Here is a 14,303-nt window from a genome sequence, read left to right on the forward strand (position 1 = left end):
GATCCACGGTGGTGGACGACCTGCCCAGCGTGCCGGACGGCTCGTGGTGGACAACCCGGCGCCGTGGCGCGTCGTCAACAGCCCGACGCCCCCGGCGCTTCGTAGGCAACGCCGTTCTCAAGCAACACCATTCTCAAGCAACGCCGTTCTCAAGCAACACTGTGCCACGTGGCACAGTGGGTCGCTCCCTGTCCCGCAAACCACTGTCCCGCAAACCACTGTCCGACAAACCGCTGTCCCGACACCGCACACCAACCGTGGCAGCCGGCCCCCGGTGGGGATCAGCCCTCGCGGGATCGATCGGCGCCCCGGGGATGGGGCTGGTGGAATGACGGCTGGCGCCCGATAACGACTGGACGACTTGCCACGTATCAACACCGCGGGGCCCCGGGATGTTCCCCGGCGTTCCCCCGGTATTCCCGCGCGACGCCCGCAGGGCTGCCGCGGGGTGCGCGGGGGTCCGAGTAACGGAGCCAGGGACAGCACAGCGGGGCCGGCGCGGACATTGTCCACACCGACCCCGCTGCACACGCTCCTGGACTGGGCCAGTGGGCGAACTCGGCCCGTTGCGCTCAGCCCTGCTGACCTGCCGCCACTCCCTGATGGGGGCGGACAGCGTGCGCCAGCGTCCCGGGTTCCCGAGCAGCTGCGACCTTGTTACCTAGCGCGCTGATACGTGGTGCGCTACTTGGTGGCCTCTTCGTACTCGGCGCGGATCGCATTGGGGATGCGGCCACGCAGCGGCACCTGGCGGCCGGTTGACTTGGCCCACTCGCGGATCTTCGCGGCGTCGGACGGGCCCTGCTTGCGGGCGGCGGCACCGCGACGACCGGTGACGCGGCGGCCGTGGCCAACCCAGACGGCGAGCTCGTCGCGCATCTTCTGTGCGTTCGCGTTGGACAGGTCGATCTCGTAATTCACGCCGTCGAGACCGAAATTGATCGTCTGGTCGGCGTCTCCGCCATCGACGTCATCGATGAGAACGACCTTCACGTTACGTGCCATGTCAAAACCCTTTCGTAGGCCCAGGATGAGCAGCACAACTAAAATCTGCTCCAAGATTTAATCACTGATAAGTAGTTTACAGAGCATCGCGTCGACATCAACCCCGGGGCACCCCAAACCGCTGACCACAGATGTGATATCGGTGCATGATCACGTTCACAGATGTGCAATGGATTGCACCAAATATGCGATACGGCCCCGGGACTGCTATGGAGGATGGGGGCAATCGCTGCCGCACACCCCTGCAATGGATGCTCCCGGCATTGGACGGACCCCCACAATGGGAGCACCCGGGCGCGGCGAACGGCCGGGGGGGTTGTGATCCGGCCCGCCTCGGGCAGCGGCGCCACCCGAAGTGTTCGCTATCGGCGCGATCTATCGCTGCGGCTATCGGCCCCGGCTATCTGATCCCGCCAGCTATCCGGCATCCCTGGGCTATCCGGCACCCCTGGGCTATCCGGCTCCGGCGGGCAATCCGGCCCGCGCCGGTTATCCCGCTCCCGGCAATCCGATGCGGCCCGGAATCTGATCCCCACCCGGAAAAGACCCCTATTCGGGGACGCGGCGGCATCGCGGCAGCCCATCGACCGGGAAGGCCGCGCAGGCGAATCAGGGCTTCAGCAGGCCGGCGTCGAGCTTGTGCACGCCGCCGACGTCCATGCGGGCCACCAGGTCGGCGATCGGACCCTGCGGCAGCGTCGCCTTCGGGTCGATGTCGAGCCAGGGAACCAACACGAAGGCCCGTTCATGGGCGCGCGGATGCGGCAACTCCAGCCGCTGGGTGGCCGAGGTGCGCTTGCCCACCACGATGAGGTCGACGTCCAGGGTGCGCGGGCCGTGCGGATTGTCGGGATCGCGATGGCGCGCATAGGCCTGCTCGATCACATTGGCCCGGTCGAGCAGGTCGCGGGGTTCCATCGTCGACTCGGCCAGCACCACGGTGTTGTAGAAATCGGGCTGATTGGTATTGCCCACCGGCTTGGTGAGATACACCGGCGCCACATCAACCATGATGAGCTGGGGGGTGGCGGCCAGCATGTCCACCGCGCACTGCAGGATATCGAGGCTGTCGCCCTGATTGGAACCGAGGCTGAATACCACCCTGTTGAGCGGCTTCAGGTCGCCCAGGGTGTCGGAATCAATGAATGCGTTCATGGCGTCCTCCTGTTCACGGTGACCGTGACATCGTTGAAAGGCACGGGGATGGGTGCGTGCGGCTTGTGCACCGTGACATCCACCTCACGCACGCGCGGCAGCTCCACCACCGCATCGGCAATGCGCGCAGCCAATGTCTCGATGAGATTGACGGCCTGTGAACGGATCAGGTCGCTCACCAACTCGGCGACCTCGGCATAATTCACCGCCTCGGACAGCTCGTCGGTGCCCGGCTCAGGGGCCACCAGCCGCAGATCGACGCTGAACGGCTGCCCCTCCCGGCGCTCTGATTCAAGAACGCCGTGGTGTCCCATTGCGGTGATTCCACTCAGGGACACCACCACAAATCCCATTTCCGGCTCTACTGACATCGTTGCTCCTCAAGGTCGGATGACGACTCCTGCGCTATGCAGGGGGTGGCACGCTGTTCTGATTCCAAGCTATCCGATGCCACAATGCCCCGACCACGCGGGATCGCCTTCGCCGAGCGATGGTTCCCGACGCGGCAATCCGGCCGTCACAGCATCAGGTGCTCGGTGACCGCGATCGCGTCGGCCTGGCTGAGCACCTCATGGGTACGCACGCCCCACACCCCGCGCTGGGCGCACCAGGCCGAGACGGCGGCGGTCGCGGCGTCCCGGTCGCGGGCCTCGCGTCCGTTGAGCAGCACGCCCAGGAAGCGCTTGCGGCTGGCGCCCACCAGCACGCGGTGGCCGAGCGCCACGAAGACATCGAGGTGGCGCAGCAGTTGCCAGTCCTGCTCGCCCATCTTGGCGAAGCCCAGGCCGGGATCGGCGATCAGGTGGTCGTGGCTGATGCCGGCCTGTTCCGCGAGCGCCAGCCGCGCGGCCAATTCGTCGCGCACCTCGGTGACCACGTCGTGGTAGCGGGCCCGTTGGTTCATCTCCTGCCCGAAGCCGCGCCAGTGCTGGCAGATGTAGTCGACGTCCAGGCCGGCCACGGTGGCGAACATGGCGTCGTCGGCAAGCCCCCCGGATACGTCGTTGATGATGGCCGCGCCGGCCTCCACGGAGGCCCTGGCCACGCTGGCGCGCATCGTGTCGACGCTCAGCGGGATGTCACGCGTGCGGGGATCGGCGGCCAGGCCGCCCACCACGGGAATCACCCGCGACAATTCCTCGTCCTCGCTCACCCGGGTGGCGCCCGGGCGGGTGGACTCGCCGCCGATGTCGAGCAGCTCGGCCCCCTGCCGCACCAGCTCGACGCCGTGGGCGATGGCGGCGTCGGCATGCAGGTACAGGCCCCCGTCGCTGAAGGAGTCGGGGGTCACGTTGACGATGCCCATCACCCGCGTGTGGCCGTCACCGGGACGATCCGCCCGATCGGCCACCTGATGATCGTCCTGACTACCCCCGAGACTCATAGCTGCAGCCTAGTGAGAACCATGCCGGCGCGGGCTGCGGGCGGACTCGCCGCCCATGGGCCGCCGGGCCCGGGGTTCACCACAGGGGCCACCAGGCCCTGCCCTACCAGAGACGGGCCACCAGGCCCAAGGCCTGGTCGCGGGACAGCCCGGCGTCGCGGGCACGGGCGATCAGGGTCCGCGCCGCCTCGGCCACCCGGGTGGGCTCCGCATCGGCCAGGCCGGCGATCGTGGTGCCATTGCGTCCGCCGGTGACCACGGTGCCCTCCGCCTCGAGTTGACGGTAGGCCTTGGCCACGGTGTTCACCGCCACGCCCAGCTCACCGGCCAGGGCGCGCACCGCGGGCAGTCGCGTGCCGGCCGGGAGCGATCCCTGCACGGCACCGCGGCGGAGCTGCTCGATGATCTGTTCGAACACCGGGGTCGGCGACGCGGCATCGATGTGCACGAGCGGACCTGTCGGCCTGCCCCCACGACCGGACGCGTCCTGCGGGGCCGTCCGGCGCGGTGCGCCGTCGGGCCGCTCGGCATGGTCCGGCCCGTCCCCCGGCTCCCTCGCAGCGCTCGGCATGGGAAGCTGCTCAGCGGTTGCGCACGATGAGGCTCATGGCCTCGGAGCGGGTGGCCGGGTCACGCAGCACGCCACGCACGGCGCTGGTGACGGTGGTGCTGCCGGGCTTGCGCACCCCGCGCATCGTCATGCACTGGTGCTCGCACTCCAGCACCACGAGCACGCCGCGCGCGCCCAGCTGGTCGACCAGGGCATTGGCCATCTGCGTGGTGAGGCGCTCCTGCACCTGGGGACGCCGGGCGTACAGGTCAACCAGGCGCGCCAGCTTCGACAGGCCGGTCACGCGGCCGTCCTTGGCGGGGATGTAGCAGACATGGGCCCGTCCGTGGAAGGGCAGCAGGTGGTGTTCGCACATGGAGTGCACGTCAATATCGCGCACCAGCACCATCTCGTCATGGCTGATGTCGAAGGTGCGCGCCAGCACCTTGTCGGGTTCCTTGCCCAGGCCCGAGAAGATCTCGCCGTAGGCACGCGCGATGCGGGCCGGCGTCTCCACCAGGCCCTCGCGGTCGGGGTCCTCGCCGATGCCGATGAGCACCTCGCGCATGGCCGCCTCGATGCGCTTCCCGTCGAAGCCGGGGGGCAGTTCGAGGCCGGGCTGCTCGTAGGCCGAATTGTCGATGGCGTGGTCGGTGGCGTCAGTTTCGCGGGTCTCGTCGGACCGGCCGGCGCGCGTGGATTCGGACAAGGGATCTCCCTTTCTGGACGGCATTCCCATCCTAGGGGGACGTTGCGGCGCTATCGGCCCGGGCCGGCGGGGTTCGCCCATGCGAGGAATTCTGCGGCCGAGATCACCGGCTTGCCCAGGTCGAGTGCCTTGCGGGCCTTGCCCGAACGCGACGCGGTGTCGGCTGCCACCAGCACATCGCAGCGGGTCCTGGTGACCGAGGGCACCGCGACCAGTTCGTGCTCGGCGGCGAGCTGTTCCATGTCGCTGCGCGAGATGGTCGTCCCCCGGGCGTCGATCACCGAGCCGGTGAAGCAGACCCGTGCGCCGGGCACGAAGACCTGCTCGGCGCTGTCGGCGGGACGGCGCATCGCGTCGGTGATGATGGTGACGCCCCACTGGCGCTCCAGCTGCTCGAGCTCGGCGAGCGCCCCATCGTCGACCACGGTGCGTGACGCCGCGGCACGCAGCCGGGCGGCCAGGAAGGCGGCCCGGTCGGCCTCGGAGGCCATGTCGGGGGCGTCCACGACGAAGGATCGTTGCGCGCCGTCGCGCACCAACAGGACGGCGGGCTGCTCGGCCCCGTCGCCGTGGCGGACGGGGCCACCATCGGCCGCGCCGGCCCGCGAGAAGGTCTCGATGTCCGCCCAGGGATCCGTGGTCGGGGCTGCCGTACGGGGCCCCGACCCCTCCGGGAACTCGCGTCCGGTGCCCCGACGGGCAAGCACCAGTTCACGCAGCCGGCGGGCGCGCTGCAGGGTGGGCAGCTCGTCCAGCTCGCGCGCCTCGTCGGGGCTGAGCAATGACTCGGCCTCGCCACCGATCGGCATCGGGGACACGATGCCGCCACGCTTCAGCTCGTAGTCGAGGTAATCGAGGGTCTGGTCGATGTCGACGCCGATGAGCCCATATCCGTCCAGGCAGCGCTCGATGGCCGGCCAGGCCTCCCCCAGCATCGGGGCGAAGCGCACATCGGAGGCGGACAGGGCGTTGTCACGGGCCGATTCGCCCATGTCGCGGTCGGGATTCACCAGCGTGACCAGCTCGCGACCGTCGTCGGTGACCACCGCCAGCTCGAGCGGACGCGGCCGCCACATGCGTCCCTCGTCGCCCACGAAGGTGACCGTCAGGAAGGCCAGGCCACGCCGGGGCACCGACGTGCGGGCCGACGCCAGGAAGCGCCGGATGCGCTGATCCGCCTTGAGGTCCTTCGGCAACACCGGGCGCGCGAGCACCAGGCCGGCCAGGCTCGTGCACCGCGAGAGCGCCACATAGAGCTGGCCCTCGGCGAAGGTGCCGCCGCTGAGGTCGACGATGGCATGGTCCAGCGTCTGGCCCTGGCTCTTGTGGATGGTGATCGCCCAGGCCAGGCGGAAGGGCAGCTGCGTGAAGCTGCCGACCACCTCATGGCGCAGTCGGCCACCCTCCACGACCGGCCGGGTGATGTCCCAGGCGTGGGGCCCGGCCTCCTCGTGGCGACCGTCGGGCAGCGCGATGGTGACCACCGGCTCGTCGTGGTCGTAGCGCACTGCGGCGATGCGTCCGATCGTGCCGTTGACCCACCGCGGCCGGTCATGGGAACCCTCACCGTGGGTGGCCTGGGCGTTGGTGAGCATCATCACCTGGGCACCCACTGCGAAGGTGACGACCTCGTCGGCAGGGGCGTCGAAGCCCGTGGCGTCTCCGGTGACGGTGGCCCGGTAGCTGTACTGCCTGCCGCCGAGACGCGCGAGCTGGCGGTTGTTGCGGGCCGCGGCGATGCGGTTGGTGGTGGCCAGGGTGAGCCAGAACTCGTCGATCGGCGGCTCGAACCCGGGGTCGGTGCGCTGGTTCAGCTCGGCGCGCGCAGCGGCCAGCAGCCTGCCGTCGCGCACGGCGTTGAGCAGGTGCACCAGCCGTGCGTCGCCGATCTGGCGGAACACGGTGGTGAGCTCCACGGTGGGGAAGTCGTCGCGGCGGTAGGCGTGCGCCGAGAAGAACCAGGGCGACTCGTAGGTGGTTGAGAAGTACTCCCGCTCGCCCTCGGTGACCACCGGTGGCAGCTGGTAGAGATCGCCCACCAGCACCAGTTGGACGCCGCCGAGGGGCTGCCCGGGGTGGGGTCCGAAGCGTTCCAGCGCCGCCACGAGGCAGTCGAACAGGTCGGACCGCACCATCGAGACCTCGTCGATGATCAGGGTGTCCAGCGACTTGAGCGTGCGGGCGAAGCGGCCCGGGTAGTAGTCGCCCGAGGCCACCTGTTCCGTCGTGGTGGCGGTGTTGAACGAGAAGAGCCGATGGATCGTGTAGCCGTCGACGTTGAGCGCGGCGATGCCGGTGGGCGCCGCCACCACCACGGTGCGCTCGTTCGATTCCATGAACAACCGGATGAGGGTCGACTTGCCCGAGCCGGCCTTGCCGGTGAGGAAGAGGTTCTCGCCGCGCGCCAGGCGCGTCAGGGCGTCGCGGAACTCTGCAGTGAGGACGAGGCCGTCGTCACGCGCATGCTGCTCGTCGCCCACATGCCCGTCGTCGTGCACATGCCCGTCGTCCACGCGTGGTGTTGTCATGGCGCCCCCTGGTGGTCATCCAATCATCCACGAGCCACCAGTGGGCCCCGCAGGGACAGGAGGGATCGGCGTCAGCGGTAGACGTGCGTCGCCAGCGTGGCGACGTCGCGCAGGTTGCGGTAGAGCCCGTTGTAGTCGAGGCCGTAGCCGACGACGAACTCATTGGGCAGGTCGAAGCCGACGTACTTCACGTCGACGGGGGCGTCCACGGCCTCCGGCTTGCGGAACATGGCGGCGATCTCGAGGCTGCGCGGGCCGCGGCTGGTCAGGTTCTGCACCAGGTAGCTCAGCGTCAGGCCGGTGTCGATGATGTCCTCGACGATGAGCACATCGCGGTCGTGGATGTCGGTGCTGAGGTCCTTGAGGATGCGCACCACACCGGAGCTCTGGGTGCCGGCGCCGTACGACGAGATCGCCATCCAATCCACGGTGACAAGGCTCTTCATGGCGCGGCTCAGGTCGGACATCACCATCATGGCGCCGTTGAGCACTCCGACGAGCAGGAGGTCCTGACCGGCGTGGTCGGCGTCGATCTGGGCGGCCAGCTCCTCCACCCGGGCGGCCAGCTTGTCGGCCGGGATGAGTACATGTTCGAGATCATTGCTGATGTCCGTGGCGTACACGGGGCACAGCCTATTGCACTGGGCTGTTGCACTGGGCTGTTGCGCCGTGCCGTGGCGCTGGACTGTTGCGCAGGGGCGCTGCCCGGGGCAGGGGCAGCGTCGGCGGCCCGGGCTTGTCCCCGGCCGTGGACAAGCCGACGGGCGGGACACAGCGGCCACGCCACCCTCAGTGGTCGAGGAACAACACGCCGGCCCGGCGCACCACGCGATGGCCCCCGGGCAGGTCGACGCCCTTCTGGCCCCGCCACGCCACCACCAGCTCCAGCACCGCGGCGGTGCGCTCGAAGTCGAGGCCGACGATGCCCACGGTGGCCAGCCAGCGGCGCACCAGTCGACCCTGCAGGGCCGCGGGTTGGTCGGCGAGCCGGGCGCAATCCAGGCCGCCGTCACCCATGATCCGCGTCAGCGCCGAGGAGGTGAGGGCGTCCAGATAGTCGGCGTCCTGCATGGCAAGGGTGGCGGTGCGGGCGAGCGCCTCGATGAACCCCTCGCCCAGCTCGGCGGTGAGCACCGGCAGCACCCGATGGCGCAGCCGCGAGCGGGTGAAGCGGTCGTCGCGGTTCTGTGGATCGTGCCAGGGCGCCAGCCCCCACTCGACGCAGGCCCGTTCGGTGTCGGCCCGCCGCACGCCGAGCAGCGGACGCCAGAACTGCGGGGCACTGCCGAAGCGCGCCGGCATGCCGGCCAACGACCGGGTGCCCGAGCCGCGGACCAGGCCCAGCAACACCGTCTCGGCCTGGTCATCCAGGGTGTGGCCCAGCAGCACAAGGTCGGGACGACGCCCGCCCGCGGCGTCCGGCGCGGCCAGCGCCTCGTAGCGGGCCCGACGCGCCGCCGCCTCGGGACCCTCGCCGCTGTGCGGCACCTGCACCGCCACCGTCCGGGCGGGAAGGCCCAGGCCCCGCACCGCATCGACGGCCGCGTGGGCCACCTCACGGGAGCCGGGCTGCAGCTGGTGGTCAACCACCAGCGCCTCGGCCAGCAGCGCCGGATCACGCCGGGCGTACACCGCGACGGCGGCCGCCAGGGCCAGGGAATCGGGGCCGCCCGAACAGGCCACCCGCACCCGGCTCCCCTGCTCGGACGCGCGTTGCAGGCCATCGCTGACGGCCGCCACCAGGGCGAGGCCGGCCCGACCCAGGGCTCGGGTTGCCATCAGCGGTGGACGTCGACGCCCATCCGGGCGAGCCAGGCGTCGGGTTGGCGGATCTCGTGCAGGGAGGGCATCTCGGCGGCGCTGGTGAACACCCGGTTGAGCAGCTCGATGCCCTCGTCGTCGTTGTCGGCGGCGTCGATGACGGCATGGCAGAAGGCCGCACCCTCGCGGTACTGGGCCAGCTTGGCGCCCATGCCCAGCGCGCGCAGCATGATCATCTGTGGCCCGCCGCGCCCCCGGCGGGCGTCGAAGCGGGCCCGGATGGTGGCCAGGCTGGCAATCACCTCGGGGCCGGCCCGGTCCATCATCACGTCGGCATGGCCCTCGAGCAGCGACATGACCCCACTCACCTGCTCCAGCACCGCAGCGGCCGAGGGAGTGGTGAGCATCTCGGCCATCGTGAGCGCGACGTCGTCGTCGGAGTCACGGTGGTGCTTGAGCATCGCGAAATGGTCCAGCGCGCCGTGCACGGCCGATTCGTGGTCGGCATCGGCCTCGATGAGCGCCCGGACGCGGCCGAGCATCCACGCGGTGAGCCAGCCGGCTGCCTGGAACTGGGCGCGATGGGTCTGCTCGTGCAGCGCCACCCACAGCCGGAAGTCACCCGGATCGACGCCCAGGCGGCGTTCGGTGGACATGATCGACGGCGCCACCAGCAACAATCGCGGCGGCGACCCCAACGGGTTGAACTGGCCCAGCACATGGCCCGACAGCAGCCCGATCATCTTGCCGACGGCCCCGCCCCGCACGATGCCCGGGATCAGGCCGGGGCCACGGGGACGCACCTCCACGCCGATGCCCTGCCAGATCTGGCGCATCATGTCGGTGTTCGCCCGGGCGAAGCCGGCGCGATCGACGATCAGGGCCTCGCCACGGGCGGGTGGCTGCAGGTGGGACGCGTCGGCCACGATCTGGGGGCACGCTCGGCGCTGGCGCGCAGCTGTTCCACGGCCTGCCGACGCTCGGCCAGGCTCACCGGCGGGCCGATCGGCGCGCTCGACGTTGCCACGCGCAGGGTGGTGTCCCAGTCGACCCAGGGCAGCGCCGCACCGGATTGCGGAGGCTCTTCCGGAGTCGACTGCACGCCCATACGTCGAACCTATCAAGCGCCACCCACACGCAGCCCCGCCATGCAGCGGTGACAGTGAACTCAAAGCTGGCCCCGAGGAAACGTCACGGACGACGCATCCGGCCGCCGCGGACGTCAGTCCCGGCCCACCTCAGGCAGCGCAAGCGCAGTCCCCGTGGACGTCAGGCAGCGCAAGCGCAGCCTGAGAGCGCCCCGGCCATCTGGTCGAGATAGGGACGCACCTCCGCGCCCACGCCGTTGCCCACCAGGGCGAAGGCCACCATGCCGCCATCCGCGGTGGGCGTGTACCCCACCAGCGCGCTGGCCGTGTCGAGCGTGCCGGTCTTGGCGCGCACCCGTCCACCGCCCGCCGAGGACGCGGAGTCGATGAAGCGCGTCTCCAGGCTGCCCGTGGCGGCGGCGACCGGCAGTCCGGCCAGCAGATTGCGCAGGTCGTCGCGGCCGGCGGCCAGGGTGATCACCTGCGTCAGGGCCGACGCCGTGAGGCGGTCATGCACGCTGAGCCCCGATCCGTCGTGCAACGAGTCGACGCCGCTCCACAGGCCCAGGTGCGTCATCTCCTGCTGCAGGGCCTGGACGCCGCCGTCGAAGCTGCCCGGCTGTCCGTAGGCGATCGCCAGGTGCCGGAACAGCACCTCGGCGATCGTGTTGTCGGAGTGGCGCAGGCATTCCTGCACGATCTGCGACAGCGGCAGCGAATCCACCGCCGCCAGCTGCGTCGCACCGGACTGGGAGACATGGGCGGTGGGCGTGCCGGTGACGCTGATGCCGTTGGCGCCCAGCTGGCGGGCGAAGGTGGTGGCCGCCGTGGCCGCCGGCGTGGTGGAGCCGCCGCCCTCATCGACCATCAACGCCGAGATGTCGTTCACATAGGCCATGTCGCCCGGTTCCCAGTCGGGATGGCGCGTCGCACCGCTGAACAGGGAATCGTCGTAGCCCAGGGTGACGCTCGTGGTGCCCGCCGCCTTCAGCGCGTCGGCCGTGCGCTGGGCCAGGTCCTGGGTGGTGGCCGGCTGCGGGGACCCATAGGCATATGACGTCGGGGTGCTGGCCAGCAGCACGTCGCCGCCCCCGACCAGGGTGATCGAGCCGCCGGGCTGGCGCATCACGCGGGTGGAGAAGGTGTGGGTGGGCCCCAGCTTGTCGATCACCGAGCTGGTGGTCATCAGCTTCATCGAGGACGCCGGGATCACCGCATCATCGCCCCTCGTGGCATCGAGCACTTGGCCATTCGACAGGTCGCGGGCGACCACCGAATAGCCATTGCGCACGCCCACCCGGTTGAGGGCCGCGGCCACCTTGTCGGCGGACAGGGCCGCGTAGGAGGCCGGCACCGGGGCGTCACCGATGACGCCATTGCCGTTGAGGTTCGTGGCGGGGGTGGCGAACACGCCGGCCGGCACGGTCGAGGCACCCCCCGAGACCAGGGCACCGGAGGCATGCAGCCCCACCGACCCGGCGATGACCAGCACCAACACCACCCCGAAGGCGACAATCCAGCGCGTCAGCGGGCGTCGCGTCGCGGACTTCATACAGCCGGCTCCCAACAAGGTAATGTCATCGACAAGTTTCCTCATCATAAGGACTCACACTGTGACCGATGAATTTCGCATTGCAACGGGGCTTCCGCAGTACGACCTGACCTTCGACATGACCGTCGAGATCCCGCGGGGCACCAAGAACAAGTACGAGATGGATCACAACACCGGCCGTATCCGCCTGGACCGGACGTTGTTCACCTCCACTCAGTACCCCTATGACTATGGGTTCATCGAGGGCACCCTCGGCGAGGACGGCGACCCCCTTGACTCCATGGTCATCCTGACCGAGCCGACCTTCCCGGGTTGCCTGGTGCGCTGCCGCGCCATCGCGATGTTCCGGATGCGCGACGAGGCCGGCCCCGACGACAAGGTGCTGTGCATCCCCACCGCCGACGTGCGTCGCGATTACATGGACGACATCGATGACGTCCCCCAGATGGTGATGCTCGAGATCGAGCACTTCTTCACCGTCTACAAGGACCTGGAGCCCGGAAAGAGCGTCGAGGGCGCCTCCTGGACGGGCCGCACCGACGCCGAGGCCGAGATCCGCGCCTCCTTCGAGCGCGCCAAGGGCACCTCATACGAGCACCTGAAGGTTGACCTGCAGTAGGACGAACGCGGGATCTGTGATCCCAGCGGGATTCTCGTGGTCGCGCCCGGGCATGTGCTGCACAGCCGTGCCCGGGCGCGACTGTGTTCCGGCCCGTGGGACAAGCGGGGCCCCCGGGACAGGTAGGGCCCACGGGACAAGCGGACACCATGACAAGCGGACACCGTGACAAGATGTGCGACGTGTCCGCCTACCTGATGCTGCTCGCGCCCTCGGCCAACCACGTCTATGCCGCCGAGACGGCCACCCTGGCCGCCGCCGAGCTGGCCGTGACGAGCCCCGACCTCGGCGCCGCCGTGGAGCGCCGCGTGGCAGGCGTCGACTACCTGGCCTTCGAGGCCGATGACCTCGATCCGCGCAAGATCGCCGCCCAGTCGAGTGTGCTCGCGCTCTTCGAGCGCGCATCCGAGCAGGCCGCGCTCTTCGGAAGTGAACCCGCGGCGGACGTGCCCACCACGTCCCCCTCCGAGGTGCTGCTGCGGCCCATCGAGCTGCCGCGCTCCGACGTGCTGGACGACGACCTGGTGACCATCCCCAAGTACCGCGGCAAGACCAACGAGCTGTTCACCCGCCTGTTGCTGCACGTGACGCTGAGCCAGGTGACCACCCGTCGGGGAACGGCTGCCGCCGGCCGCGACGCCCCCACCGGCCATGACCAGACGCGCCGCCAGTTCGACGTGCTCGATCCCCTTGCCGGACGCGGCACCACCCTGCTGACCGCCTGGACGGCCGGACATAATGCCTACGGGGTGGAGCTCGACACATCGGCGTTCGAGCAGTTCGCTGGCTTCCTCAAGACCTATCTGCGTCGCAAGCGCCTCAAGCACACCGCCGAGGTGACCACGGTGCGTCGCGACGGGCGGATGATGGGCCAGCGCCTGGATGCCACGGCCCGTCCCGGTGAGCAGACCCGGGGCCACCGGGCCGTCCCCGATGCTCCGCAGCTGGCGATGACCATGTTCACCGGCGACACCCGCGACGCGGCGGTGCTGTTCGGCAAGCGCAAGTTCGACGCCATCGTCACCGACGCGCCCTACGGCGTGGTGCACGGCGCCACCGATGTGCGCAGGGCCCCCCGAGAGAACCGCGCCCCCCGAGAAAATGGGAAGCGCGGCTCCGCAGGGCACCCGACGGGCCATCGCCCGGGCGGCGACCGCGACCGCTCCCCCGCCACCCTGTTGGCCGACGCCATCCCGGTCTGGGCTGGCCAGTTGCGCGCCGGCGGCGCCCTGGGGCTGTCGTGGAACACCTATGGCCTCAGCCGCGAGGACCTGGCCGCGATCTGCACCGACGCCGGGCTGGAGGTGCGTGACGACGGCCCCTGGCTGCAGTTCGCCCACCGCGTGGATTCGTCGATCAAGCGGGATCTGATGGTGGCCGTGAAGCCCGCCCGGCTAGTCTCGTGACATGACCAGCAAGCTGTACCTCATGCGTCATGCCCAGGCTGAATCGTTCGGGCCGTCCGGCGATATGAGCCGTGGGCTCACCGACCTCGGACGTGACCAGGCGCACCATGCCGGCGAGCTGTTGGCCGCCGCCGGCATCCAACTGGCAATGGTCTCCGCAGCGCAACGGGCCCGCGAGACCTTCGCCGCCATGGCGCTCAGCGACCCCGAGGGGCGTCCGGTGCGCGCCGAATACATGAAGGCGCTCTATGACGCCTCGCCGGCCACGCTGTTGCAGCGCATCGGCGAGACCCCCGACGAGGTCAGTGCCCTGCTCGTGCTCGCCCATGCCCCGGGTATCCCGTCGCTGGCCGCCAACCTCACCTGGGCCGCCTCGCACCGCGAGGCCGACCTGATGCAGTGCGCCTTCCCGGCCGCGACGCTCGTCGCCTTCGACGTGGACGGCCCCTGGTCACAGCTGACGGACTTCGATCCCTACGACTACACCGACGCCGCCCGGCCGCGCGTCAGCCCGGTGCGTCCGGCGGACCTGCCCACCGGCTGACC

At 69.9% G+C, this 14,303-nt stretch carries 16 protein-coding genes; 4 read left to right on the forward strand and 12 right to left on the reverse strand.

Annotated features, from left to right (window positions below; genetic code table 11):
* Window positions 1-684: 684 nt before the first annotated feature.
* Window positions 685-1,005: a histone-like nucleoid-structuring protein Lsr2 gene (locus RM25_RS09525; RefSeq protein ID WP_013161863.1), complete on the reverse strand. Its 321-nt coding sequence runs from the start codon at window positions 1,003-1,005 to the stop codon at window positions 685-687.
* Between the two features lie 355 nt (window positions 1,006-1,360).
* Between RM25_RS09525 and RM25_RS12785 the strand changes: the two genes are divergently transcribed.
* Window positions 1,361-1,534, forward strand: a complete 174-nt coding sequence (locus RM25_RS12785; RefSeq protein ID WP_155405102.1) for a hypothetical protein — start codon at window positions 1,361-1,363, stop codon at window positions 1,532-1,534.
* A gap of 80 nt (window positions 1,535-1,614) precedes the next feature.
* Here the strand turns inward: RM25_RS12785 and folK are convergent, their stop codons facing one another.
* From folK to dacB, 11 genes are all read right to left on the reverse strand, one after another.
* The gene (gene folK, locus RM25_RS09530; RefSeq protein WP_044636384.1) at window positions 1,615-2,160 is read right to left on the reverse strand and encodes a 2-amino-4-hydroxy-6-hydroxymethyldihydropteridine diphosphokinase; all 546 of its coding nucleotides are present in this window, start codon (window positions 2,158-2,160) and stop codon (window positions 1,615-1,617) included.
* Window positions 2,157-2,513, reverse strand: a complete 357-nt coding sequence (gene folB / locus RM25_RS09535; RefSeq protein WP_036943198.1) for a dihydroneopterin aldolase — start codon at window positions 2,511-2,513, stop codon at window positions 2,157-2,159. The genes folK and folB overlap by 4 nt, the downstream gene beginning before the upstream one ends.
* Window positions 2,514-2,677: 164 nt before the next feature.
* Complete coding sequence (gene folP, locus RM25_RS09540) at window positions 2,678-3,544, reverse strand: dihydropteroate synthase (RefSeq protein WP_013161866.1); 867 nt, start codon at window positions 3,542-3,544, stop codon at window positions 2,678-2,680.
* 103 nt (window positions 3,545-3,647) lie between these two features.
* Window positions 3,648-4,115 (reverse strand): GntR family transcriptional regulator, encoded by a 468-nt coding sequence (locus RM25_RS09545; protein WP_080713610.1) that lies wholly within the window; start codon window positions 4,113-4,115, stop codon window positions 3,648-3,650.
* Window positions 4,116-4,125: 10 nt separating this feature from the next.
* The gene (folE, locus tag RM25_RS09550) at window positions 4,126-4,701 is read right to left on the reverse strand and encodes a GTP cyclohydrolase I FolE (protein ID WP_255753335.1); all 576 of its coding nucleotides are present in this window, start codon (window positions 4,699-4,701) and stop codon (window positions 4,126-4,128) included.
* Between the two features lie 152 nt (window positions 4,702-4,853).
* Window positions 4,854-7,331 carry an AAA family ATPase gene (locus RM25_RS13370; RefSeq protein WP_080774539.1) on the reverse strand — a complete coding sequence of 826 codons (2,478 nt, stop codon included), beginning with the start codon at window positions 7,329-7,331 and terminating at the stop codon, window positions 4,854-4,856.
* Between the two features lie 71 nt (window positions 7,332-7,402).
* Window positions 7,403-7,954: a hypoxanthine phosphoribosyltransferase gene (gene hpt / locus RM25_RS09560; protein WP_013161870.1), complete on the reverse strand. Its 552-nt coding sequence runs from the start codon at window positions 7,952-7,954 to the stop codon at window positions 7,403-7,405.
* A 166-nt stretch (window positions 7,955-8,120) separates the two neighbouring features.
* On the reverse strand, window positions 8,121-9,110 hold the full coding sequence (gene tilS, locus RM25_RS09565; RefSeq protein ID WP_044636386.1) for a tRNA lysidine(34) synthetase TilS: 990 nt from the start codon (window positions 9,108-9,110) through the stop codon (window positions 8,121-8,123).
* Window positions 9,110-10,018 carry a zinc-dependent metalloprotease gene (locus RM25_RS09570; protein WP_052809181.1) on the reverse strand — a complete coding sequence of 303 codons (909 nt, stop codon included), beginning with the start codon at window positions 10,016-10,018 and terminating at the stop codon, window positions 9,110-9,112. The genes tilS and RM25_RS09570 overlap by 1 nt, the downstream gene beginning before the upstream one ends.
* On the reverse strand, window positions 9,970-10,200 hold the full coding sequence (locus tag RM25_RS13290) for a hypothetical protein (protein ID WP_052809182.1): 231 nt from the start codon (window positions 10,198-10,200) through the stop codon (window positions 9,970-9,972). The genes RM25_RS09570 and RM25_RS13290 overlap by 49 nt, the downstream gene beginning before the upstream one ends.
* Before the next feature lie 161 nt (window positions 10,201-10,361).
* Window positions 10,362-11,732 carry a D-alanyl-D-alanine carboxypeptidase/D-alanyl-D-alanine endopeptidase gene (dacB, locus tag RM25_RS09575; RefSeq protein ID WP_044636387.1) on the reverse strand — a complete coding sequence of 457 codons (1,371 nt, stop codon included), beginning with the start codon at window positions 11,730-11,732 and terminating at the stop codon, window positions 10,362-10,364.
* A gap of 118 nt (window positions 11,733-11,850) precedes the next feature.
* On the opposite strand from dacB, the gene RM25_RS09580 reads away from it, so the two are divergent.
* The 3 genes from RM25_RS09580 to RM25_RS09590 all read left to right on the forward strand — a co-directional run bounded on the left by RM25_RS09580 (window position 11,851) and on the right by RM25_RS09590 (window position 14,301).
* Window positions 11,851-12,351, forward strand: a complete 501-nt coding sequence (locus RM25_RS09580) for an inorganic diphosphatase (RefSeq protein ID WP_044636854.1) — start codon at window positions 11,851-11,853, stop codon at window positions 12,349-12,351.
* Window positions 12,352-12,500: 149 nt separating this feature from the next.
* Window positions 12,501-13,757, forward strand: a complete 1,257-nt coding sequence (locus RM25_RS09585; protein WP_052809183.1) for a TRM11 family methyltransferase — start codon at window positions 12,501-12,503, stop codon at window positions 13,755-13,757.
* 1 nt (window position 13,758) lies between these two features.
* Window positions 13,759-14,301 carry a SixA phosphatase family protein gene (locus RM25_RS09590; protein ID WP_013161876.1) on the forward strand — a complete coding sequence of 181 codons (543 nt, stop codon included), beginning with the start codon at window positions 13,759-13,761 and terminating at the stop codon, window positions 14,299-14,301.
* Window positions 14,302-14,303 lie beyond the last annotated feature (2 nt).

The sequence above is a fragment of the Propionibacterium freudenreichii subsp. freudenreichii genome (assembly GCF_000940845.1).
Taxonomy (GTDB): Bacteria; Actinomycetota; Actinomycetes; order Propionibacteriales; family Propionibacteriaceae; genus Propionibacterium; species Propionibacterium freudenreichii.